This is a genomic window from Pedobacter sp. MC2016-05, from assembly GCF_026239735.1.
Taxonomy (GTDB): Bacteria; Bacteroidota; Bacteroidia; order Sphingobacteriales; family Sphingobacteriaceae; genus Pedobacter.
Map to the genome: position 1 here is coordinate 132,822 of NZ_JAPIVT010000003.1, position 22,702 is coordinate 155,523.

Sequence of the window (22,702 nt, forward strand, 5' to 3'; positions counted from 1 at the left end):
GTATTAAAATAACTTTAAATTTGGATAATTTCTGATGTATTGATCATCAGTTATCAATGTTAAATTATCTGCAATAGCTTGCGAAATAATCATTCTATCAAAAGGATCTTTGTGAACGAATGGTAATGATAAATATACTTCGAAGTTTATTTTACTTAGTTGAAGTATCTTTATACCAAAATTGTCTAGTAAAATGTAAATGGATTTTAGATCATCTTTGAGCCTAAGTTTTCCAATGTTCATCTTAATTGTAATTTCCCAAATACTCACAATGCTGATAAACTTTTCTGTCTGTTTATCATTTAGAATTTCAATGATCTCTTCACTTATTGAGGATTCTCCATTTATAAAGAATAAGAATATATGAGTATCAAGCAAGAAACGCATTACATGTAATCTTTAAATTCATCCAACGGTTTGTTAAAATCATCAGATATATAAAGAATAGTTCCCTTTGCTGCTCCATATAAACTTTTTGGTTCTTCAACCACATTATTATTTTCTTCAGATGCTTTGAAGAAATTTTTAGCGTGCTTAGCTTTCAAAAAATCAATAAAATCTTCTACCTCATTTACCATGCCTTCTGGTAAGGTTTCTAATTTTTTAATGATATTTTGTGTAGCCGTAGTCATAGCCAAATATAAGGATTTTCTTAAAACTTGTCTTTTGCAGCTTTCATGAAGCGACTTGCAAATACAAAATCATTAAGTTCTTTAATTTCTGTGTGGGCAATTTCCTTGTTGCTGCCTTCCCAAAATTTCTTTCCTTCGTGTAAAAATAAAATGTAATCTCCAATACCCATTACCGAGTTCATATCGTGGGTAACCACAATGGTTGTAGTTTTAAACTCTTCAGTAAGTTCTTGGATTAGTTCATCAATAACGATAGATGTTTTTGGATCTAAACCGGAGTTTGGCTCATCACAGAATAAGTATTTCGGGTTCATCGAAATGGCCCGGGCAATACCCACACGCTTTTTCATCCCGCCAGAAAGCTCCGCAGGGAAAAGTTTGTTTTTACCTGCCAGGTTTACGCGTTCCAAACAGAAGTTTACACGCTCTATCTTTTCTTTGCGGGTTTGATCAGTAAACATGTTTAAAGGAAACATGATGTTATCCTCCACCGTCATACTATCAAATAAAGCCGATCCTTGGAAGAGCATTCCAATTTCTTTACGAACTTCAATGCGTTGCTCATAAGTCATTGGCGTAAAATCACGCCCATCGTATAAAACAGAACCCGAATCTGGCTGGTGCAAGCCAACCATACATTTCAAGAGCGTTGTTTTTCCAGATCCAGAGCCTCCAATAATTAAATTGGTTACTCCTTCTTCAAATTTTCCTGAAATGCCTTTTAAAACATCGTTCCCAGAGAATGATTTGTATATATCTTTAACTTCAATCATTACAATAACAGTTGAGTAACCAAATAATCGCAAACAAGAATAGAAATACAGCTAATAACAACCGCTCTTGTACTTGCCTGTGAAACCTCTAAAGCACCACCACGAACATAGAAACCTTCATAAGCCGGTACCGAGGTAATGATGAAACCAAAAACAAAAGCCTTAACTAATGCCACAACGATAGTGTAAGGATTAAAATCTGTTGTAATCCCTTGGATATATTCGGATGGGGTTACTGCTCCGGAAATTGATCCACCAATGTAACCACCAGAAATACTTAAAAACATGGAAATGATAACCAACATGGGAACCATTGTTATTCCAGAAATAATTTTTGGAAGAATGAGGTAACCAGGTGCATTAATTCCCATAATTTCCAGTGCATCAATTTGTTCAGTAACACGCATCGAACCAATTTCTGATGAGATGGCAGAACCTATTTTACCTGCTAAAACAATAGCGCTAATGGTTGGGCTCAACTCTAGAATACTCGAATCACGGTTTACCGATCCAATAATGGTTTTAGGAATAAAATCACTTACCAACTGGAAAGCAATTTGTAAAGTCATTACAGCGCCAATAAACGTAGAAATGATGGCAATTAAACCCAAAGAACCCACGCCAACATAATCCATTTGTTTAGCGATTTCTTTGAGATATATTTTCAGTTTTTCCGGCTTTCTGAATACAGACTTGAGTAGCAGGATGTATCTGCCGAAATTGGTAAAATTCATTCCGTATGTATTGCTTAATTTAAATGATCATTTTATATTACTACAAAGAAACGATAAAAAAGTTGGAGCGCTTTGATAATTGCGAAAATATTCGTGGTTTAGAATATAAATATGGTTTTTTGTCAACAAAAATTAATTAATAACTATGAAAGCGGTAATAACAGGAGCAACAAAAGGAATTGGTAGAGCAATTGCAATTAGACTCTGGAAAGAAGGTTATCATTTGGCGCTGGTAGCTCGGGGTTTGGAAGAACTTACCGCATTACGAGATGAATTATTTCTCACTGGGAGAACAGTTTTAGTATACGCGGTAGACTGCGCAGATAGAGATGCAGTTTATCAATTTTTAAATGATGTAGAAAACGATTTTGGTTTCGCAGATGTGTTGGTTAATAATGTTGGTGCTTTTTTACCAGGAAGTATGTTGGATGAAGCCGATGAAGCTTTCGAAAAACAACAAGCCCTTAATGTGAATGCGGCTTATTATATGAGTAAATTTTTTGGAAAAAAAATGCGTACAGCTCAACGTGGGCATATATTCAATATTTGTTCGATAGCAAGTAAAGCCCCTGTAGAAAATGGTGGAAGTTATAGTGTAACAAAAGCAGCGATGTTAAGTCTTAACAATGTATTGCGGCAAGAGTTAGCTCCTCACAATGTTAAAGTAACTGCTTTTTTGCCGGGTTCAACAAAAACCTCATCCTGGGAGGGGACGACTATTCCGGATGAAAAATTTGTACAGCCCGAAGATATTGCAGAAACTTTATTTACCATTTTGAATTTAAGTAAAGGGGTAAATGTTGATGAGGTTTTGATTACTCCGCTGAATTTTTAAACACACACACAAAATGAACAGCGTTATGGAAAAGAAGCTTTTTAGAAACGAACACGATAAGATGATTGCCGGTGTAGCTTCTGGACTTGCAGATTACATGCAGGTAGAGGTTACCATAGTGAGGCTATTATTTGTGCTATCAACCATTTTTATGGCTGGAGCCGGCTTAATTGCTTATATCGTGATGTGGATTATCGTGCCGGTTAACAATGACCCATCGCTAAAATTCACAAAATTTAATGATTATTTTAATAAAAATAATCCAAATACACCGCCATTTGGAAATGCAAATCCTTTTGGAGGAACTACCAATACTGGAAATACAAACTGGTCTCAACCGATAAACGAAACGGAGAAAAAGCCATTTGAAACGCAGCCAGACTTTGGTAAAATGAGCAAGCCGAATGATGCTGGAAGAACCGTGGCTGGTTTACTCCTTTTGGTAATTGGTTGCATATTTTTGATGCGGGAGCTTGACTTTATTCCCGAATGGTTTACCATTCGCAACCTCTTCAAGTTTATGTGGCCGCTTATTTTTATAGCTTTAGGAATTGGCATTATTGCGAAATCAAAAAGAAAAAATGAGTGGGCAACATTTCAAAATCAACAAGCTCAGGAGGAAGAAAAAAAGGCTGCCGATTTTACTGAAACTACAGTGGTAGAAGAGGAACCCAAAAACGACAACAATTCTACATCAACTACTCACCCTCAAGCATAAGCATTATGAAAATAGATAGATTAATTTGGGGTATTTTACTGCTTTTTATTGGTGGTGTACTTCTACTAGAAAACTTTGGTGTTATTGATTTTTACTGGCGTAGCATTTGGGGCTTTTGGCCAGTGTTTTTAATCATTGCTGGTTTAAACATATTATTCAACAGAAACAATTCGCAAACCGGTAGCATCATTTCGGTTGGAGTTTTAGTTGTGGCATTGGCATTTTTATTTTATAAAGGCCAACAAGAACCTAGTCAAAGTGGTTGGTGGGGCCATAAGTTTAAGAAAGATATCGATATTACTATCGATGATAGCGACAATGACAACGATGATGAAAGTGACCATAGCGATACTGCATTTAATAGCTTGAAGTTGGCGGAGCCTTTTGTTGCAGGGGAAAACGCTAAGAAAACCGTTTTAAATATTTCCGGTGGTGGAATTTCGTTCAACCTTGACGGCGAAACATCTGAACTGATTAATGCTCAGGTTAAAAAAAGACATGGTAATTTCTCTCTGAAGAAATTAATTACCGATTCGGCAACTGTGCTTACTTTTAGTATGGACAACAGAAAAAGCAAATGGAAATTTGGCGAAAATGGTAACGATGTAGATTTTAAATTGAACAAAGCTGCCAATTGGGATATTCTAATGAAGCTTGGTGCTGGTGAAGCCAATTTCGATTTCGCCGATTACAAAGTTCGTACTTTCCGCTTTGATGGTGGTGCAGCAGCGCTGGATATTAAATTCGGCGATTTACTTCCCATTACTGATGTAATTGTAAAATCGGGCGTGGCCGATGTGAAAATTAAAGTACCAACAAACTCTGGTTGCCGCATTAAAACAAAAACAGGCTTATCTGCCAAAGATTTTGATGGCTTTGAAAAACTTAGCGATGGCGTTTATGAAACCTCAAACTATAAAACATCAACCAAAAAGATTTTTATCAATTTAGACGGTGGATTAAGTAGCTTTGAAGTGTCAAGGTATTAGAAAGCTCAAAGAATAAAGCGAAGAGCGGGATGCTGTTCGCAAATAAAATATTTATCATACAAAGCCCTCCCTTCTGGGGAGGGTTGGGAGGGGCTTATGGAATACACAGTTGTAATTAATGGAAAACCTCAAGGCCCATATAGTTTAGCTGAACTTAAAAATTTAGATATTAAACCCAATACATTCATTCGCAAACCAGGAATGGATGACTATAAAGAAGCTCACGCGATGGAAGAATTGCGTGAGCTTTTAGGTTTTAAGTATCAAAAGACAGCGCCTCAATATTTTGCCGCTTTCGATCAGCGATTGTTGGCTTCGGTGATTGACCATTTCATCATCTTTGGATTTTACTCGGTTATCATTTTAGTTAGCTTTGTTTTTATCCAAGGGAAAGATGCCCGTATAATGGCATTTTTGATTCCATTTCCATCAATTTTTATCATCAAGCTTATTTATGGGAGTGTTGCCGAATCTTCTGCTTCACAAGCTACAATCGGGAAAAAATTACTCAACATTAAGGTAACCGATCTCGAAGGATCACGGATTTCATTTGGTAGATCTTTAGCCAGAAATTTCTCCAAAATCCTTTCTGTAGTGCCAGTTTTTTTTGGTTATTTGTACAGCTTCCTAAACAAAAAAAACCAGTGCTGGCATGATATAGCAGCCGATGCACTGGTGATTAAAGACAGGTTGATATAGAATAAAAGTCATTCTCTCCTTCAAAATTCTCTCATTCAAATTTCTATCTATATCTTTGCAATCACATGGAAAATTTATCGGTAAAGCATGATTTAGAAGGCGGTTATTGCAACAGTTTAACCACTTATTCGAGGTTTTTAACTCGTGAAGTAAAAATCGGTGACATCGCTTTGGGGGGTCACAACCCCATTCGAATACAATCTATGACCACTACCGATACCATGGATACCATCGGAACGGCTGAACAAACCATACGCATGGTAGAATCGGGTTGCGAATACGTTCGAATTACCGCTCCAAGTATTAAAGAGGCCGAAAATTTAGCCAATATCAAAAAGGAGTTGCGGTTCCGTGGATATGATGTTCCGCTAATTGCTGATATCCATTTCACGCCGAATGCTGCAGAAATGGCTGCAAGAATTGTGGAAAAGGTGCGTGTAAACCCTGGTAATTACGCCGATAAAAAGAAATTTGAAAATTTAGAGTATACTCAAGATGCTTATACAGCAGAGCTGGAAAGAATCAACAAAAAATTCATTCCGTTAATAAAAATCTGCAAAGAGTACGGAACAGCAATGCGTATTGGTACCAATCATGGATCGCTTTCTGATCGAATTATGAGTCATTATGGTGATACGCCACGAGGCATGGTAGAATCTGCAATGGAGTTCATCCGAATGTGCGAGGCGGAAAATTATTACAATCTGGTTATTTCCATGAAAGCCAGCAATACACAAGTAATGGTTCAGGCCTACCGTTTGTTAGTTGAAACCATGGCGAAAGAAGGCATGAATTATCCGTTACACTTAGGTGTTACCGAGGCGGGCGATGGCGAAGACGGTCGGATCAAATCAGCTGTAGGAATTGGAACTTTACTAGAAGATGGTTTAGGCGATACCATCCGCGTTTCATTAACCGAAGATCCTGAATTTGAAGCACCGGTTGCTAAAGCATTGGCAGATCGATATGTGAAAAGGAGTTTGAAGCATGGAGATCGGAGTCTTCAGTTTTCTGGGAAACTCCCAATTAAAAACGCCCAACTCCAAACTTATTCACCCTATGCCTATTCTCGCAGAGTTACTGAACCCGTACAGCATATTGGTGGTCACCACCATCCGGTAGTCATGATCGATGTGTCGGATGAAAATTTAAAAGACCCTTATTTTTTAAATGCTGTGGGCTATAACTATAGCGCAGGATTAGATAAGTACAACTTAACAGATCAAGCTTGTGATTTGGTTTTTTTGGGAGATAACCTGCCCTCATTTTCGTTCCCCGGCAACTTAAAACAAATTTATAACCATAAAACATGGTTGGCTTTAAGAGACAAACACAACTGCCATCCTGTATTTTCTTTAGATGAATTTAATGCCTCCACCATAAAGGATGAGCATTTAAACTTTGTAGAGATTGATGCGACGCAGTTTAATCACTTATCGTTGCGTCAATTAGTAAATGTTGTTTTTATATTAAATACTTCGGCTCAACACGGCATGGCCGAACAACGAGCTTTCTTTGTTGCGCTGCAAGAAAAAAATCTACAAATTCCGGTAATTATTAAGAGAACTTACAAAGATTTGGATGCAGATAATTTGCAATTGTATGCAGCTACTGATTTAGGCGCTTTATTTACCGATGGGTTTGGCGACGGAATCTGGATTGACGCCGCAGGACAAAATTTAGCATTATTAAATGCGACCAGCTTTGGCATTTTGCAGGCAACCAGAACAAGAATTAGTAAAACTGAATATATTTCTTGTCCGAGTTGTGGAAGAACACTTTTCGATTTACAGGAAACCACTCAATTAATCCGATCACGTACTGACCATTTAAAAGGTTTAAAAATTGGGATCATGGGTTGCATTGTAAACGGTCCAGGTGAAATGGCTGATGCCGATTATGGTTATGTAGGAACGGGTCCTGATAAAATTACCTTGTATCGTGGACAAGAAGTAGTTAAGAAAAATGTAAATACAGCCTTTGCATTAGATGAATTGATCGACATTATCAAAGGCGACGGGAATTGGATAGAAAAGGTTTAAAAATGTTCTAGATATCATGGTCTGTGCCCTAAGAGGTCACTATAATCCATTGAATTTCTGTCGGCGAGGACACAGACCGAGGTATAGGGTTAGCGTCGTCACAGGCCACTATAATCCATTCAATTTCTGTCTATGAGGACACAGGCCGAGGGGTTAAAGTTATATACCGTCCGCAAATTCATGGTCTGTGTCCTCACAGATCATTACTAAAGCGATTCCAAAACTATAATCAATAAATCCCTAAATTACCGCTATGCGCATCCCTGAATTTCAAATTATTTTTGGTGAACTTAGAAACTGGCTTTCTAGTAGAGGATTAACTGGTAGCGAACTCATTTATTCGTATTTTTTCATCGGGTTAGTTGGCGTTACGCTATTTCTTTTCGTGACCATATTTTTAACACGTCAAGTTTTTATTGCAGTGGTAAAAAGTGCTAAAACAAAATCTAATTGGCAGATTGCACTTTTCGAATTTAGAGTATTTAGGGCTTTTGCACTAATTTTTGGTGCCTACATTATTTATAACGCTGTGCCTTTTGTCTTTGTTGATTTTAAGGTTTGGTTGTTCTACGCCTCAATCTTTGCAAAAATATATATTGTTTTAGCGGTGATGTTTGCAGTAAATGCATTCTTAAACGCGTTGGTTTCCATCATGGAAGCCTCTAAAAAATATGCTGATAAACCGATTAGAAGTTATAAGCAAGTAGCAAAAATTGTTTTCTATATCGTAGGGTTTGTACTGATCTTATCGATTATTTTAAATCAATCTCCATTGTATATTTTCGGAGGTTTTGGTGCAGTAACAGCGGTTTTTATTCTGGTTTTCCGCGATCCGATTTTAGGTTTTGTGGCTTCTGTGCAAATGAGTGCCATTGATTTAGTACGGGTAGGCGATTGGATTACCGTCGAAAAATACGGTGCCGATGGCGAAGTAACCGAAATTAACCTAACGACTATAAAAGTTCGAAATTGGGATAAAACTGTAACGATAGTACCAAGTTATGCCATTGTAAGTGAGTCTTTCAAGAACTGGCGGGCTATGGAAGAAAGCGAAGGGCGGAGAATTAAGAGACATATCAACATTAAAATTTCCAGCATTAAATTTTGCGATGATGAGTTGATTGGCCGTTTAAAAAGCATCGATTTCCTAAAAGATTATTTGAGAGAAACGCAGTTGCAAATCGAAACTTTCAATGCGGAGAATACCGTAAATCCGAATAATCTGGTCAACGGACGGCACATGACAAACATAGGAACCTTTAGGGTTTATGCGGAGAAATATTTGGAGAGCAATCCACACATCAATACTGATTTAACCTTCATGGTTAGGCAATTACAGGCCACAGAGAATGGTTTACCCATCGAAATTTATGTGTTTTCGAAAGAGAAAGGACTAAAGAAATTTGAAGAAGTTGCTGCCGATATTTTCGATCATTTACTTGCTGCGGTTCCTTATTTCGATTTGGAAATTTTTCAAAGCCCGAGTGGAAGCGACATGCGAGGCTTTGTAGGAAGAGGGAATGATTAAAATTTGCTAATTGCTTCTTTTACCTCTCGTGATGCTGTGGGTTAATTTATTTCATAAAAATCAATATAATTGACGTTTTTATAGCGGGGTGTTTATTTGTCTTAGCCAGACGGGCTTCTTTCTTTTGGCACCAAAGGAAACAAAAGTGCCGGCAGAAAATTTTTGTTTTAAAGTTTCTGCCAAGGCTTGAACAGTACAGCCCCAAAATTGTTAGGCCGGTTTAAAGTAGAACGGAGAAATAGTACTTTGGCCTTACAAACTGCAAAAACAAGTCAAGCTTAAGGCTTACCCATAGCTACTTAACAAATAACGTCATGCTGAATTTATTTCAGCATCTTCTTTGCTATTAAGATCCTGAAATAAATTCAGCATGACGACCGCTCAATAAGAATTTAAATATTTAAGCGATTAAACTTAAGGCAGTCGTAATATTAATTATTCCCCCAAAAATGTTAGAACCTTCTCACAAACTTTAAATAAAAGCGGAGGCAAAGTCTCATGCTCATAAGGATGGGAAGCGCCATAAACGTGGTTAGCTCCTTCAATCTTGACCAGCCTGCTATTTGGGTTCGCATCAGCCAACTTTTGCCCATTCTCAAATGGAACATTCACATCATCATCGCCCTGAACAATTAACCATGGGATATTAACGCGTTTCGCTGCATCTAAAATGTTTAAGGTTTCAGCATGTTCTTCAAAATCTTCGAGCAAAGTAACATTTAGTGGCATTTGCTCCTTCGTTCGGGCGTTAACTACGTAAATTTTACCTATTTTTTTCCAGTCGGCTTCCTGCTCTTTTTTCCAAAGACTGTCAAAACTTGAAATCGCACTCCAGGTAATTAGCTTTTGTATTCTTAAATCGTTTGCTGCCTCGATAATCGCCAGTCCGCCGCCTCTGCTGTGCCCAATCATATTTACTTCCGTTTCCTTTCCATACGCTTTCTCAATGTAATCAAGCACGGTATTAACATCAAATAGCTCCTTCGAAAAAGTGTTGCTGCCAAAGGTTTCCAGGTCGGTTACATCTTTTGGCTGATCAGTTGTTACACCACTATGCGATAGATTAAATTTAATATAGCGATAACCGTTTGCTGCAAAATAGCGGGCAACAAGGTTATGGGCACCCCAGTCTTTAAAACCTTTAAAGCCATGAACAAAAAGTACGATAGGCGTGTTGGGGTTTTTATCGTCGAAAGTAATGTCGCCAAAAATTAATTTTCCATCTGAACCACTAAGGCTAAACTCATTTTGTATAATCATCGTTTAAGGTATTGGTACAATTTATAAACCTACAAATTATGATTTTGTTGTATTTTAATCCGAGTATCAATTATAAGGGCTTACCATCCCTGTTTTCGGCGGAAAGTTCCTGATGGGATGGGTTGGGTTTTATTGTTGAGCAGCAACCTGAGTGGTCTAAACTGATTGAACGAAAAGCCGCAATTTTTCATTGTGCTTGCAGGGAAATCAGGACCAACATTAAAATGAAAAACTGTTCTTGCTTTTCAAAAAGCGATTTGAAGATTTTGTCAACAGAATGCGCCTATTTAAAACCGTTCTAAATTGATGTAAATTACAGATTAATGACGTTCGCAACCGCTAACCGTGTTACTTTTGTTTCCCGATAATAGTTAATAACGGAAGCACTTGGAATATTTAAAAGTAATAGCTTTTACGCATCACCACATCGACCTAAAATCTTTAGGGAAATTGGTTATTTGTGATCAAAGTTTAGATAGCAGGTTGAAGAATATTCAAACAGAACTTCCGGTTAGTGAGATATTTTATATTGGTACATGTAATCGTGTAGAGTTTGTTTTTCTTACCAAAGAGAAAACTAATAAGGAATTTGTTACCCGGTTTTTAACCGTTTTGGATATGGGCTTACCTCCTGAATTTATGGAGCGTTTTCTGGATAACGTAACGGTTTACGAGAACGAAGAAGCTTTTAATCATTTGTTAAGAACATCTTGCTCTTTAGAGAGTTTGGTTGTTGGCGAAAAGGAAATTCTTGCTCAAATACGTAAAGCTTATGAAAACTGCCGTGATGCAGGCTTTACAGGCGACTACATGCGCATGATTATGGATAGGGTGGTGAAGACGGCTAAAGAGGTTTATACGCATACTAATATTTCAAAAAACCCTGTTTCGGTGGTTTCTTTGGCTTATCGTAAGCTTAAAGAATTAAATATGTGTGGCAATTCGAGGGTGCTGATTATTGGCGCTGGCGAAACCAATCAGAATATTGCCAAATACCTTAACAAACATAAATATTCTAACTTTTCTATTTTTAACCGTACGCTTTCTAAAGCTGAAACTTTGGCTGCGGAATTAAACGGTAAAGCTTATCCGTTAAGCGATTTAGAAAATTTTACAGCTGGTTTCGATGTGATTATTACCTGCACAGGTTCTACAGAGGCTATTATTGATGAAGAACTTTATGCTAAGTTGCTTAATGGCGATACTGGCAAGAAGGTGATCGTTGATTTAGCGATCCCGAATGATGTTGCGCCTGCAGTAATACATGATAACCTTGTTCATTACATTGAGGTTGAATCTTTAAAAGAGGTTGCCCGCAAAAATATTCAAGAACGTTACAACGAATTGGTTCATGCGGAAGATATCATTAACAACAACATCACCGAATTTTTTACTGTTTTAAAGCAACGCCGCATTGAGCTGGCTATGCAAGAAGTTCCAAGGAAGATTAAGGAAATTAAAAATACAGCTTTAAATGGCGTGTTTGCCTATGAAATCAGCCAGATGGATGAAGCTTCTCGTGAGGTTTTAGAACGGGTGATGAACTACATGGAGAAGAAATGTATCAGTGTTCCGATGATTATGGCCAAAGAAATTTTGGTTAAAGAATCATAATGTAACTGCTCTAAAATATCATCTTTCAGAGCAGTTAATCTTTTAAACCAGATACTCGAACAAAGTTTGATCCTGGTTTAATTCTATAATCTCAAATTTGAAATCTTTCATACGTTGCAATAAACTTGCATAATCATCTTTGTCGGTTAATTCGATACCCACTAAAGCTGGCCCATTTTCTTTATTTGTTTTTTTGATAAACTCAAAACGGGTAATATCATCATGTGGACCTAAAACCTCGTTTACAAACAATTTTAAAGCACCCGGACGCTGTGGGAAACGAACAATAAAATAATGTTTCAAGCCCTCAAACAGTAAAGATTTTTCTTTGATCTCCTGCATGCGCTCGATGTCGTTATTGCCACCGCTAATTACACAAACGATATTTTTTCCTACAATCTGATCTTTCACTTGCTCCAGCGCTGCTACCGAAAGCGCCCCAGCAGGTTCTACCACAATTGCATCTTCGTTATAAAGTTTTAAAATGGTGGTACAAATTTGTCCTTCGGGGATTAAATAAGTGGAACTCAGTAACTCTTTGCAATAGTTATAGGTAATCCAGCCCATTCGTTTTACTGCTGCACCATCAACAAAACGCTCAATGTTTTCAACGGTTATTGGACCACCATTTTTAAGCGCCTCACTTAACGAAGGGGCGCCCATGGGTTCGACACCGAAAATTTTAACATCGGGCTTTACAGTCTGTAAATAGGCACTTACGCCCGAAGCTAAACCGCCTCCACCAACCGGAACCACAATGGCATCAAGCTCAGGTAAATCCTGAAAGATTTCCATAGCAACGGTGGCTTGCCCTTCGATCACTTTTTCATCATCAAAAGGAGGAATGAAGGTTGATGATTTTTCTTCGCAATAAGCGAGTGCTTCCTTCAGGCAATCATCAAAAGTATCGCCTACTAAAACAATTTCAATATTATCGCCACCAAACATATTTACCTGCTTGATTTTTTGCTTTGGCGTTATCTCGGGCATAAAAATTACGCCTTTAATACCTAGTTTTTTGCAGGAATAAGCAACACCTTGTGCATGGTTTCCGGCACTTGCGCAAACAATGCCGTTTTGCAAGGCATCAGGATTTAAAGTGCTGATTTTATTGTAAGCACCACGCAGTTTATACGAACGTACAATTTGTAAATCTTCTCTTTTAAGGTAAATCTTGGCATTATATCTTAAAGATAAACCTTCGTTTAGCTCGAGAGGAGTGCGCTTTACCACACCTTTTAAGGTATGGTATGCGCTTTCAAAATCAAAAGTATTTTTTATGGTGTCGTTCATTTGTTTATTATGTATTAGTGAGAATCAACGCGTTACTCACACTTATTTTTTGAAAAAGCAGGTTCAGTGTTTTTTCAGTTGTTGCAGCGCTGCCATTTTTGGCTGTACGGCAGGCGTTGCAATTTTTTAGGGAACTATTTGTAAAAGGAAGTAAAAAACCACCCCCGACTCCTCCTTGAAAATAAGGAGGGGAGCTTCTCTCAAAAATGATTTAATCCTGTTCTTTTCTCTATTTATTATTGCAAGGCACTAAGCAATCTTACTACTCAAGATTATTCCCCTCGCTTTAAGATTGCTTCGTACCTCGCAATGACGATTCTATTTATGGTTTCAGCTTAATCTTTTAGCTTTAACCTTGCTTACAAAAACTTATTTATTGCGTCTAAATATGCATTTGCCGAAGCTTTTACAATATCTGTGCTAAAACCAAAGCCTACGAAGGATTTGCCATTATAATCTACTTTCATATTCACTTTACTCACGTCGTCGCTTCCACCATGCATGGCTTGTATCGTAAATTCTTTAAGTGTAATATCTTTATCAATTAAGCTTGATATCGCATTAATGGTCGCATCTACTGGTCCATTTCCTTCTGCCTTCGCTTCTTTCTCTTCGTTATTATACTGAAGCTTAATCGTAGCCGTTGGGTTTACCAAATCGCCACAAACCACCTGAAGCAAGTTTAATTTATAACCGTTAAGGTATGACGGTGTTTCTCCATCACTCATTAAAAAAAGTAAATCGTCGTCGGTAATGTCTTTCTTTTCATCGGCCAAAACTAAAAAACGCTCGTAAACATCATCGATGTTAATTTTATCAATGTCGTAGTCTAAACGCTCTAAATGGTGCTTTAATGCATGGCGACCACTTCTTGCAGTTAATATAATGTCAGCACTATTTAAGCCCACATCTTCAGGATTGATGATTTCATAGTTTTCACGATGTTTTAAAAATCCATCCTGATGAATACCAGAACTGTGTGCAAAGGCATTTTTACCAACAATTGCTTTATTTGGCTGTACTGGCATGTGCATCATTCGGCTTACCATGCCACTAATTTCGGTAAAATGCTTGCTATTGATGCCTGTATGTAAACCCAAACTATGGGTTTTTAAAATCATCGAAACTTCTTCAAGGGCGGTGTTTCCTGCTCTCTCACCGATACCGTTTATAGTACATTCGATTTGACGGGCACCGTTTACTACGCCAGCAATACTGTTTGCTGTTGCCAAACCTAAATCGTTATGGCAATGTACAGAGATAATGGCCTGGTCGATATTTTTTACGTTTTCTTTAAGGTAAAGAATTTTAGAACCGTATTGATCAGGCATGCAATAGCCATTTGTATCGGGTATGTTAACAACCGTTGCACCAGCAGCAATTACTGCCTCAATCATTTGAGCCAAGAATTCATTATCCGCTCTTCCGGCATCTTCTGCATAAAATTCAACATCCTCTACAAATTTCTTTGCATATTTCACGGCCTCAACTGCTCTTTCTAAAATCTTCTCGCGGGTGCTATTAAATTTGTATTTAATGTGCATATCAGAAGATCCAATTCCAGTATGAATACGTGGATATTTTGCATATTGTAAAGACTCTGCCGCAACATCTATATCCCCTTTTATTGCACGTGTTAGCGCACAAATGGTCGGGTTTTTTATTGCTTTTGATAATTCCACAACGCTCTGGAAATCGCCAGGACTGGATATTGGAAAACCTGCCTCAATTACATCAACGCCAAGTAATTCCAAAGCTTTAGCGATTTCGATTTTTTGGTTGGTATCTAACTGGCAACCTGGAACCTGTTCTCCATCACGTAAGGTGGTGTCGAAAATATATACTTTATTGGGATCGTGTATCATTATGCTTGGGGGGTTGTAGTTGATTTTTGTGATAAGAATTTTAATACCAATTTACCCATCTCGGCGGTGCCTAAAACTTTAAATCGGTTGGTGGTTTGGTCGGCAATATCATGTGTTCTGAAACCTTCTTTTAAGACTTCGTCAACGGTATCAACCAATAATTTGGCTTCTTCTTTTAATCCGAAACCAATTTCGAGCATTAGCGCTGCCGATAGGATAGAGGCCAGTGGATTTGCCAAATCTTTTCCTGTAATATCGTGTGCCGAACCGTGAATTGGCTCGAAGAAACCTGTGCTTTCGCCAACAGATGCAGAAGCCAGCATACCCATCGAGCCCGCAATTTGAGAAGCTTCATCCGTTAAGATATCGCCAAATAAATTTGCCGTTAACACCACATCAAATTTCTTCGGGTTTTTTATCAGTTGCATGGCCGCGTTATCGATAAACATGTGCTCCGTTTCCACATCAGGATATTGTTTTGCAATTTCCTGAACCGTTTCACGCCATAAGCGAGAACTTTCCAATACGTTAGCCTTATCTACCGAACATAATCTTTTGTTGCGTTGTTGCGCAGCCTGATAAGCTTTATGTGCAATACGCTCCACTTCGTAACGGTGGTAAATCATTAAATCAGAAGCTGTATTTCTATCTTCAGAACGAGATTTTTCGCCGAAATAAACGTCGCCAGTTAACTCGCGGAAGAATAATATATCAGTTCCTCTTAAAATTTCAGGTTTAATGCTCGATGCCTGAAGAAGTTCATCAAATAATAATATTGGGCGGAGGTTTGCAAATAACCCAAGTTCCTTACGGATTTTTAACAAACCTTGTTCTGGCCTTACTTTTAGGCTTGGGTCGTTATCATATTTGGCATGGCCGATGGCTCCAAAAAGGATAGCATCGCTTTTTCTGGCTTTTTCTAAAGTCTCATCTGGCAGTGGTTCGCCAGTAACTTCAATCGCTGCATGTCCCATTAAAGCCTCATCGAACACAAATTCATGTCCAAAGATTTCAGCAATTTTTTCTAATGCTGCTTTTCCCCATGTGGTAACTTCGGGTCCAATACCGTCTCCAGGTATTACTAAAATGTTCTTCTTCATTGTATTGTATATTGCCGTCATTGCGAGTTACGAAGCAATCTCAGTTAGATAGTACGGTGCAAAAGGTTGCTTCCTACCTCGTCATGACGAGTTTTGGTGTTTAAACTTTCGACGACTTTTACTTCGCCGTTTTCTAATAATATTCTTTTTTCTATGCAGGTTGCCAGCTGCGATTCAAAATGGCCAACATATATCATCGTCATGCCGTTATTGCACAACTCATCAATAAATTGATTAAAAAGCTTTGTTTGCTGCTGGTCTAAGCCCTGACATGGTTCATCCAGAATCAATAATTCGGGATTTTTGATGATGGTTCTTGCCAGCAAAACCAAGCGTTGCTTTCCTAATGGAAGCGAGCCTAATAGCTCGTTCTTATTTTCGCTTAGCCCAAAATATGCTATCAGTTCATTTACCTGCTCACTTTTTGAGTAGGGCAATTGCTGAAATAAGCCAACGGTATCATAAAAACCGGAAGCAATACTTTGCCAAACGGTTGAGGTAGCATCAAAATACCAATGAAACTCAGGAGAGATTAAACCGATATGTTGTTTAATGTCCCAAATACTTTCGCCACTTCCTCGTCGGTTACCAAACAAATAAAGCTCGTTGGCATACGATTGCGGATGATCACCATTTATAAGGCTCAATAAAGTTGATTTGCCCGATCCGTTATGGCCTTGCAGTAACCATTTTTCTCCAGCATTAACTTCCCAATTGATGTTTTTTAAAACCTGTTTTTCGCCATAGCTGATGTTAACATCTACCATTTTTACAATATTCTTCGAAGAATATTTAGGTGATTCCTTAAGGAAATCAGGAATTTCTCTTGTATGTTTTTTTTCAGAAGCTGATGTTATAAGTCTTGAATCTGAAACTAAAATTTGACCGTTTATTATTTCCGCAAAACGATTAATAGCGCTTGGCAATTCCGAATCGTTGGAAATTAAAATCAATTGAACACCATTCGTTGAAACTTCATCTAATAAAAGATTGAGGTTTTTACGAGATGCGGCATCCAAGCCTGTATAAGGTTGGTCGATAATTAACAACTGCGGCTTCAACCATAAAGCTTTAACCAGTTGCAATTTTTTATGTTCGCCGCTTGATAACTCAATCAATTGAGAACTGGCAAATGTTGTAAAGTGTAGTGCTTCTAATATCGGTTCTACGTGATCAAAATGTAGATAGTTCTCCTTGCCAAAATCAACTAATTCCGCATGGACAGTTAAGGTATCTTTAGCCTGCTGACTGGTATAGCGCTGTTGATAATAGAAGTTTGCAACGCCTTCCAGGTTTTTAAACTGATACCAGCTTTCTACAAATAAAGCCTCTGCTGGTAAATGGCTATCATTATTAAAATTAATTCTTACCTCGCCAGCTGCACTTTGCAGGCCTGATATAATTTTTGCTAAAGATGTTTTTCCGCTTCCACTCGTGCCACCTAATGCCCAGTTTTCACCACGATAAATAGTCCAGTTCAAATCCTTTAACACCGATTTTTGTTGGTGTTTTAAGGTTAGGTTTTGAATGTTGACTATGCTTTCTTTCATGGTTATTAATTGCTGCGGATTGATTACACAGATTGATTGATTACACTGATTCTTACTGTCGTCATTGCGAGTACGAAGCAATCTTAATGCGATGGTTTGAAGAACCTAGCAATAGTTGTAGGATTGCTTCGTATCTTGCAATGATAATTGTCTTAGCTTTTCGATATTAATTTTTCTCAAATTCCTCAATCAAATCTTTTTGAGCCAAGATGAAATCGATATCATCGTAGCCATTAATTAAACACGATTTTTTGTATGGGTTAATCTCAAAAGATTCCTGTGCTCCTGTTTCTACAATGGTTACCGTTTGGTTTTCCAGATCAACTTCTAATGGCGATTTTGGATTTTTATCCACAGCCCAAAAAATTTGGGCCAGGAAATCTTCGCTAACCTGAATAGGTAGCAAGCCATTGTTTAATGCATTGCCTTTAAAGATATCTGCAAAGAAACTACTGATTACGACATCAAAACCTGCATCTTGAATAGCCCAGGCTGCATGCTCACGACTGCTACCACAACCAAAGTTTTTTCCGGCAACTAAAACCTGACCGCTATAAGTTGGGTCATTCAGCACAAAATCGGCTTTAGGTTGATTATCGTTTTCATAACGCCAGTCGCGGAACAGGTTTTCGCCAAAACCATCACGTGTGGTCGCTTTTAGAAACCTTGCCGGAATAATCTGGTCGGTATCAATGTTCTCTATGTTTAAAGGCACTACTGCCGATGTTAATTTTATGAATTTTTTCATTTTACAAGTATCAAGTTGCGAGTTTCAGGTTTCAGGAACCGTTATATCGCCTTTTTTTATTTATTTGCAGCAAATACTACAAAATTGTAATATTGATAATAGCAATTCGCATTTTGTAACCCCGCATTTTCCAGCCATTCTAACTGCGGTTTTAAAGGCGCCATAATATCAACCTTAATTCGCTCAAATGCACTTTGTTTCTCTTCATCCGTTAAGTTAGGACTTTGCTCCACATGATTCTTCCAATTTTCAGTATATATCTTTTCTGCTATTTGAGTTTCGCCTAAAACCTGATCAGCGTTGATAAACCAACCTCCAGGTTTGAGCGTTTTTGCAATTCTGCCGAACAACTGTTGTTTCAATTCATTTGGTAAATGGTGTATTGCCAGTCCTGAAACCACTAATTCATAATGATTTTCTGGTAAATCCATAGTGGAGAAATCGGCATTTAAAAAACTAATGTTTTCATTTCCCTCGAAACGCTCCTCAGCTTTTTTAAGCGTCTCTTTAGAAATATCAACCAAAGTGATTTTTGCATTTGGGTATTTCTCATGAAAGAACGCACTCATCAACCCTGTTCCTGCACCAATATCCAAGATGTTTTTAATTCTTGAAACATTTTCAGACAGCGATAAAGCGGTACCATAAAAATCATCAAAACAAGGTATAAGGAAACGCCTTTGCCTATCGTATTTTTCGGATACTGCATTAAATTGGTTCTGTATTTCTTGTAATGTTTCCATTTTTGTTTGTCTTTGGTTACGGGTTATTTGCTTTACCGTAAATCATTTACATTTAAGCTATCTCACCTCAGCATAATGTTCAACAGTTGGAAAAGGATCATAAAAATGGTGCAGTAGCTTTTTCCAGTCTTGGTATTCTGCAGAACCTCTAAAACCTTCGGTATGTGCTTTTAATGTTTCCCAGTTTACCAGCAAAATATATTTGTCAGTTTCTTCCAAACACTTTTTCAGTTGATGTGAAATGTAACCTTCCATGGAGGAAATGATTTTTTGAGCTTCGTTGAAAGCTTTTTCAAAATCAGCTGATAAGCCAGCTTTTACATTTAATATCGCAACTTCTAAAATCATTTTTTCTTAGCTTTTCGTCATTGCGAGGTACGAAGCAATCTCAGTTGGAAAATAGATTGATTCGTGCCTCGCAATGACGAGTGTTTTAGGGATTTTGTTCTTACGTTAAACCTTAAACCTTCCGCCTTTTAACCTTCTACCGGTTCAAGCATTTCTCTAACATCTGTAATCACGCCAGTTACGGCAGCCGCAGCAGCTGTTAGCGGACTGGCTAGTAATGTTCTGGCATTTTGTCCTTGTCTACCTTCAAAATTTCTGTTTGATGTAGAAACGCAATATTTTCCAGCTGGAATTTTATCTTCATTCATTCCTAAACAAGCACTGCAACCTGGCTCACGCAATTGAAAACCTGCGGCCTCGAAAATTTTATCTAAACCTTCATTTTTCGCTTGTTGCTCTACTTGCTTCGAACCCGGAACAATCCAAACCGTAACATTATCCGCTTTGCGTTTATCTTTTACAAAATCTGCCACTTCGCGTAAATCTTCAATACGAGAATTGGTACAGCTGCCAATGAAAACATAATCAACCGGTTTTCCGATCAAAGCGGCATCATCATCAAAGCCCATATAATCCAAAGCTTTTTGATAAGAAAGTTTTTCTTTATCAGGTTGTGCGTTAGTCGCCGGAATATGCTCCTGGATTCCCATTCCCATTCCTGGGTTGGTTCCATAAGTAATCATCGGTGCGATATCTACGGCATTAAATGTTAAAACGCTATCGAATTTCGCATCAGCATCGCTATACAAAGTTTTCCAATACGCTAAAGCTTTATCCCACTCTTCGCCTGCAGGCGCAAACTCTCTTCCTTTAATATAATCGAACGTGGTTTGGTCAGGAGCAATTAAACCACCTCTCGCACCCATTTCGATACTCATGTTGCAGATTGTCATTCGGGCTTCCATGCTCAAAGCTTCAATTGCCGAACCGGCATACTCAATGAAATAACCCGTTCCGCCAGCTGCAGAAATTTGAGAGATGATGTAAAGGATGATGTCTTTTGCACCAACACCTTTGCCCAATTCCCCGTTAACCTCAATTTTCATGGTTTTAGGTTTCGACTGCAATAAACATTGCGTTGCAAAAACCTGCTCCACTTGCGAGGTTCCGATACCAAAAGCAATGGCTCCGAAAGCACCATGTGTTGAAGTGTGACTATCGCCGCATACCATCGTTTTCCCTGGTAAGGTAATGCCCAATTCCGGACCGATTACGTGAACAATGCCTTGAAAAGGATGACCTAAACCATAAAGCTCAATTCCAAATTCTGCACAATTTTTGGTCAGCATATCCACCTGATAGCGAGAAAGCTCTTCTTTAATTGGCTGTAATTGGTTCAAAGTCGGCACGTTATGGTCGGCAGTAGCCACCGTTTGCTGCGGACGAAGAACTGGTAATCCTCTCTTGCGCAAACCATCAAAAGCCTGCGGAGAAGTTACCTCGTGTATTAAGTGTGTATCAATGTATAAAATATCAGGAAAGCCTTCTTCGCTTTTTACAACGTGTGCATCCCAAATTTTTTCTACTAATGTTTTTGACATTTTGTTATTTTTTGTAAACCTTATAGGTTTTAAAAACCTATAAGGTTTGAGTTCTATTATGCAGTTTTAATTGCTTTCATGGCAGTCATCGCTTTACGCAATGTAGCGCCAACTTGTTCTACTTCGTGTGAGCGAATTGCCTCGTTAACATCGATTAATTTTCTGTTATCTACAGCGCCATCTTTACCCTCGTTAAAGTTTTTACCCACTAAGTCAGTGTCAACTTTAGTCATGAAGTCAGCTAATAATGGTTTACAAGCCTGGTCGAATAAGTAACAACCATATTCAGCTGTATCAGAAATTACGCGGTTCATTTCGAATAATTTTTTACGGGCAATGGTGTTAGCAATAAGCGGCGTTTCGTGTAACGACTCATAATAAGCTGATTCTGGTTTAATACCCGCCTGCACCATTGTTTCAAAAGCCAACTCAACCCCTGCACGAACGAAAGCAACCATTAATAAATAATTGTCGAAGTATTCTTGCTCACCGATTTTAACATCGCCAGCAGGCGTTTTTTCGAAAGCAGTTTCACCTGTTTCAGCTCTCCATTTCAATAAATTTTTATCACCAGCAGCCCAATCTTCCATCATCGTGCGGCTAAATTCGCCACTCATAATATCATCCTGGTGCTTTTGGAATAATGGGCGCATAATGTCTTTTAATTCTTCAGAAATTTCAAAAGCTTTGATTTTAGCAACATTGCTTAATCTATCCATCATTGCAGTAATTCCACCTTGTTTTAAGGCTTCAGTAATTACTTCCACACCATATTGAACCAATTTAGAAGCATAACCAGCATCAATTCCCTTTTCTACCATTTTATCGAACGATAGGATAGAACCAGTTTGCAATAAACCACAAAGAATAGTTTGCTCGCCCATCAAATCAGATTTAACTTCGGCCACAAAAGATGATTTTAAAACCCCAGCTCTGTGGCCACCTGTACCAACAGCATAAGCTTTTGCCTGTGCCAATCCTTTACCTTGTGGATCGTTTTCTGGATGAACAGCAATTAAAGTTGGCACACCAAAACCACGAACATATTCCGCTCTAACTTCGCTACCCGGACATTTTGGAGCCACCATAATAACCGTTAAATCTTTACGGATTTGCATGCCTTCTTCCACAATATTGAAACCGTGAGAGTAAGATAACGTTGCACCTTCCTTCATTAAAGGCATAATTGCATTTACAACGGCAGTATGTTGTTTATCTGGCGTAAGGTTAATTACCACATCGGCAGTTGGAATTAAATCTTCGTAAGTACCAACTTTGAAGTTGTTTTCGGTTGCATTTTTCCATGAATCTCTTTTGCCTTCAATCGCCTCTTTGCGCAACGTGTAACTTACATCTAAACCACTATCTCTTAAATTTAAACCTTGATTTAAGCCTTGAGCGCCGCAGCCTACAATCACTAGTTTTTTGCCTTTCAAAGCGCTAACGCCATCTAAAAACTCGTTGCTATCCATGAAATCGCAAACACCTAGCTGGTTTAATTTTTCTCTTAGAGGTAATGTGTTAAAATAATTTGACATCGTTTTTGTTATTTATTTTATGGTTCTATTTTCTATTAATATTATTGTCAAGTCCGTGTCTTCACGAACAGTTGTTTCTTTTCGGGACGATTTACCGATATGTTATGTGCGGTCGTCATTGCGAGGAACGAAGTAATCCTATAACTAAAGCG

The 22,702-nt window shown here is 38.1% G+C and carries 21 protein-coding genes; 7 read left to right on the forward strand and 14 right to left on the reverse strand.

Annotated features, from left to right (window positions below):
* Positions 1–3 precede the first annotated feature (3 nt).
* The 4 genes from OQZ33_RS24450 to OQZ33_RS05770 are packed head-to-tail and all read right to left on the reverse strand — an operon-like array spanning position 4 to position 2,139.
* Entirely contained in the window at positions 4–387 is a 384-nt protein-coding gene (locus OQZ33_RS24450; protein WP_416338743.1) for a type II toxin-antitoxin system VapC family toxin, read from the reverse strand.
* Complete coding sequence (locus tag OQZ33_RS05760; protein ID WP_265798101.1) at positions 387–632, reverse strand: DUF2281 domain-containing protein; 246 nt, start codon at positions 630–632, stop codon at positions 387–389. Before OQZ33_RS05760 ends, OQZ33_RS24450 begins: the two co-directional genes overlap by 1 nt.
* A 20-nt stretch (positions 633–652) precedes the next feature.
* The gene (locus OQZ33_RS05765) at positions 653–1,405 is read right to left on the reverse strand and encodes an ABC transporter ATP-binding protein (RefSeq protein ID WP_056851566.1); all 753 of its coding nucleotides are present in this window, start codon (positions 1,403–1,405) and stop codon (positions 653–655) included.
* The gene (locus OQZ33_RS05770; protein ID WP_056851567.1) at positions 1,405–2,139 is read right to left on the reverse strand and encodes an MlaE family ABC transporter permease; all 735 of its coding nucleotides are present in this window, start codon (positions 2,137–2,139) and stop codon (positions 1,405–1,407) included. The genes OQZ33_RS05765 and OQZ33_RS05770 overlap by 1 nt, the downstream gene beginning before the upstream one ends.
* A 145-nt stretch (positions 2,140–2,284) precedes the next feature.
* Between OQZ33_RS05770 and OQZ33_RS05775 the strand changes: the two genes are divergently transcribed.
* From OQZ33_RS05775 to OQZ33_RS05800, 6 genes are all read left to right on the forward strand, one after another.
* Positions 2,285–2,974, forward strand: coding sequence for an SDR family oxidoreductase (locus tag OQZ33_RS05775; protein WP_265798103.1), 690 nt, complete (start codon positions 2,285–2,287; stop codon positions 2,972–2,974).
* A 25-nt stretch (positions 2,975–2,999) separates the two neighbouring features.
* The gene (locus OQZ33_RS05780; RefSeq protein ID WP_265798104.1) at positions 3,000–3,692 is read left to right on the forward strand and encodes a PspC domain-containing protein; all 693 of its coding nucleotides are present in this window, start codon (positions 3,000–3,002) and stop codon (positions 3,690–3,692) included.
* A gap of 5 nt (positions 3,693–3,697) precedes the next feature.
* Positions 3,698–4,681: a LiaF transmembrane domain-containing protein gene (locus tag OQZ33_RS05785; protein ID WP_265798105.1), complete on the forward strand. Its 984-nt coding sequence runs from the start codon at positions 3,698–3,700 to the stop codon at positions 4,679–4,681.
* Positions 4,682–4,777: 96 nt separating this feature from the next.
* Entirely contained in the window at positions 4,778–5,380 is a 603-nt protein-coding gene (locus OQZ33_RS05790) for an RDD family protein (RefSeq protein WP_265798106.1), read from the forward strand.
* A gap of 65 nt (positions 5,381–5,445) precedes the next feature.
* Positions 5,446–7,422, forward strand: a complete 1,977-nt coding sequence (gene ispG, locus OQZ33_RS05795) for a (E)-4-hydroxy-3-methylbut-2-enyl-diphosphate synthase (RefSeq protein WP_265798107.1) — start codon at positions 5,446–5,448, stop codon at positions 7,420–7,422.
* 253 nt (positions 7,423–7,675) lie between these two features.
* Positions 7,676–8,950 (forward strand): mechanosensitive ion channel family protein, encoded by a 1,275-nt coding sequence (locus tag OQZ33_RS05800; protein WP_265798108.1) that lies wholly within the window; start codon positions 7,676–7,678, stop codon positions 8,948–8,950.
* Positions 8,951–9,385: 435 nt separating this feature from the next.
* Here the strand turns inward: OQZ33_RS05800 and OQZ33_RS05805 are convergent, their stop codons facing one another.
* Positions 9,386–10,210 (reverse strand): alpha/beta hydrolase family protein, encoded by an 825-nt coding sequence (locus OQZ33_RS05805; RefSeq protein WP_265798109.1) that lies wholly within the window; start codon positions 10,208–10,210, stop codon positions 9,386–9,388.
* Between the two features lie 387 nt (positions 10,211–10,597).
* Between OQZ33_RS05805 and hemA the strand changes: the two genes are divergently transcribed.
* The gene (gene hemA / locus OQZ33_RS05810) at positions 10,598–11,824 is read left to right on the forward strand and encodes a glutamyl-tRNA reductase (protein WP_265798110.1); all 1,227 of its coding nucleotides are present in this window, start codon (positions 10,598–10,600) and stop codon (positions 11,822–11,824) included.
* A gap of 42 nt (positions 11,825–11,866) precedes the next feature.
* Here hemA and ilvA read toward each other — a convergent pair whose 3' ends face one another.
* From ilvA to ilvC, 9 genes are all read right to left on the reverse strand, one after another.
* Positions 11,867–13,117, reverse strand: coding sequence for a threonine ammonia-lyase IlvA (gene ilvA / locus OQZ33_RS05815; protein WP_265798111.1), 1,251 nt, complete (start codon positions 13,115–13,117; stop codon positions 11,867–11,869).
* Between the two features lie 359 nt (positions 13,118–13,476).
* Complete coding sequence (locus tag OQZ33_RS05820) at positions 13,477–14,982, reverse strand: 2-isopropylmalate synthase (RefSeq protein ID WP_265798113.1); 1,506 nt, start codon at positions 14,980–14,982, stop codon at positions 13,477–13,479.
* Positions 14,982–16,082: a 3-isopropylmalate dehydrogenase gene (gene leuB / locus OQZ33_RS05825; RefSeq protein ID WP_265798114.1), complete on the reverse strand. Its 1,101-nt coding sequence runs from the start codon at positions 16,080–16,082 to the stop codon at positions 14,982–14,984. The genes OQZ33_RS05820 and leuB overlap by 1 nt, the downstream gene beginning before the upstream one ends.
* Before the next feature lie 44 nt (positions 16,083–16,126).
* A complete protein-coding gene (locus tag OQZ33_RS05830; protein WP_265798115.1) occupies positions 16,127–17,632 on the reverse strand; it encodes an ATP-binding cassette domain-containing protein in 1,506 nt (501 codons plus the stop codon).
* Positions 17,633–17,798: 166 nt separating this feature from the next.
* Positions 17,799–18,380, reverse strand: a complete 582-nt coding sequence (gene leuD / locus OQZ33_RS05835; RefSeq protein ID WP_265798116.1) for a 3-isopropylmalate dehydratase small subunit — start codon at positions 18,378–18,380, stop codon at positions 17,799–17,801.
* 56 nt (positions 18,381–18,436) lie between these two features.
* Positions 18,437–19,123 carry a class I SAM-dependent methyltransferase gene (locus tag OQZ33_RS05840; protein ID WP_265798117.1) on the reverse strand — a complete coding sequence of 229 codons (687 nt, stop codon included), beginning with the start codon at positions 19,121–19,123 and terminating at the stop codon, positions 18,437–18,439.
* Positions 19,124–19,180: 57 nt separating this feature from the next.
* A complete protein-coding gene (locus OQZ33_RS05845) occupies positions 19,181–19,471 on the reverse strand; it encodes an antibiotic biosynthesis monooxygenase family protein (protein WP_265798118.1) in 291 nt (96 codons plus the stop codon).
* Between the two features lie 128 nt (positions 19,472–19,599).
* Entirely contained in the window at positions 19,600–21,012 is a 1,413-nt protein-coding gene (gene leuC / locus OQZ33_RS05850; protein WP_265798119.1) for a 3-isopropylmalate dehydratase large subunit, read from the reverse strand.
* A 56-nt stretch (positions 21,013–21,068) separates the two neighbouring features.
* Positions 21,069–22,550, reverse strand: coding sequence for a ketol-acid reductoisomerase (gene ilvC / locus OQZ33_RS05855; protein ID WP_265798121.1), 1,482 nt, complete (start codon positions 22,548–22,550; stop codon positions 21,069–21,071).
* Between the last annotated feature and the right edge of the window lie 152 nt (positions 22,551–22,702).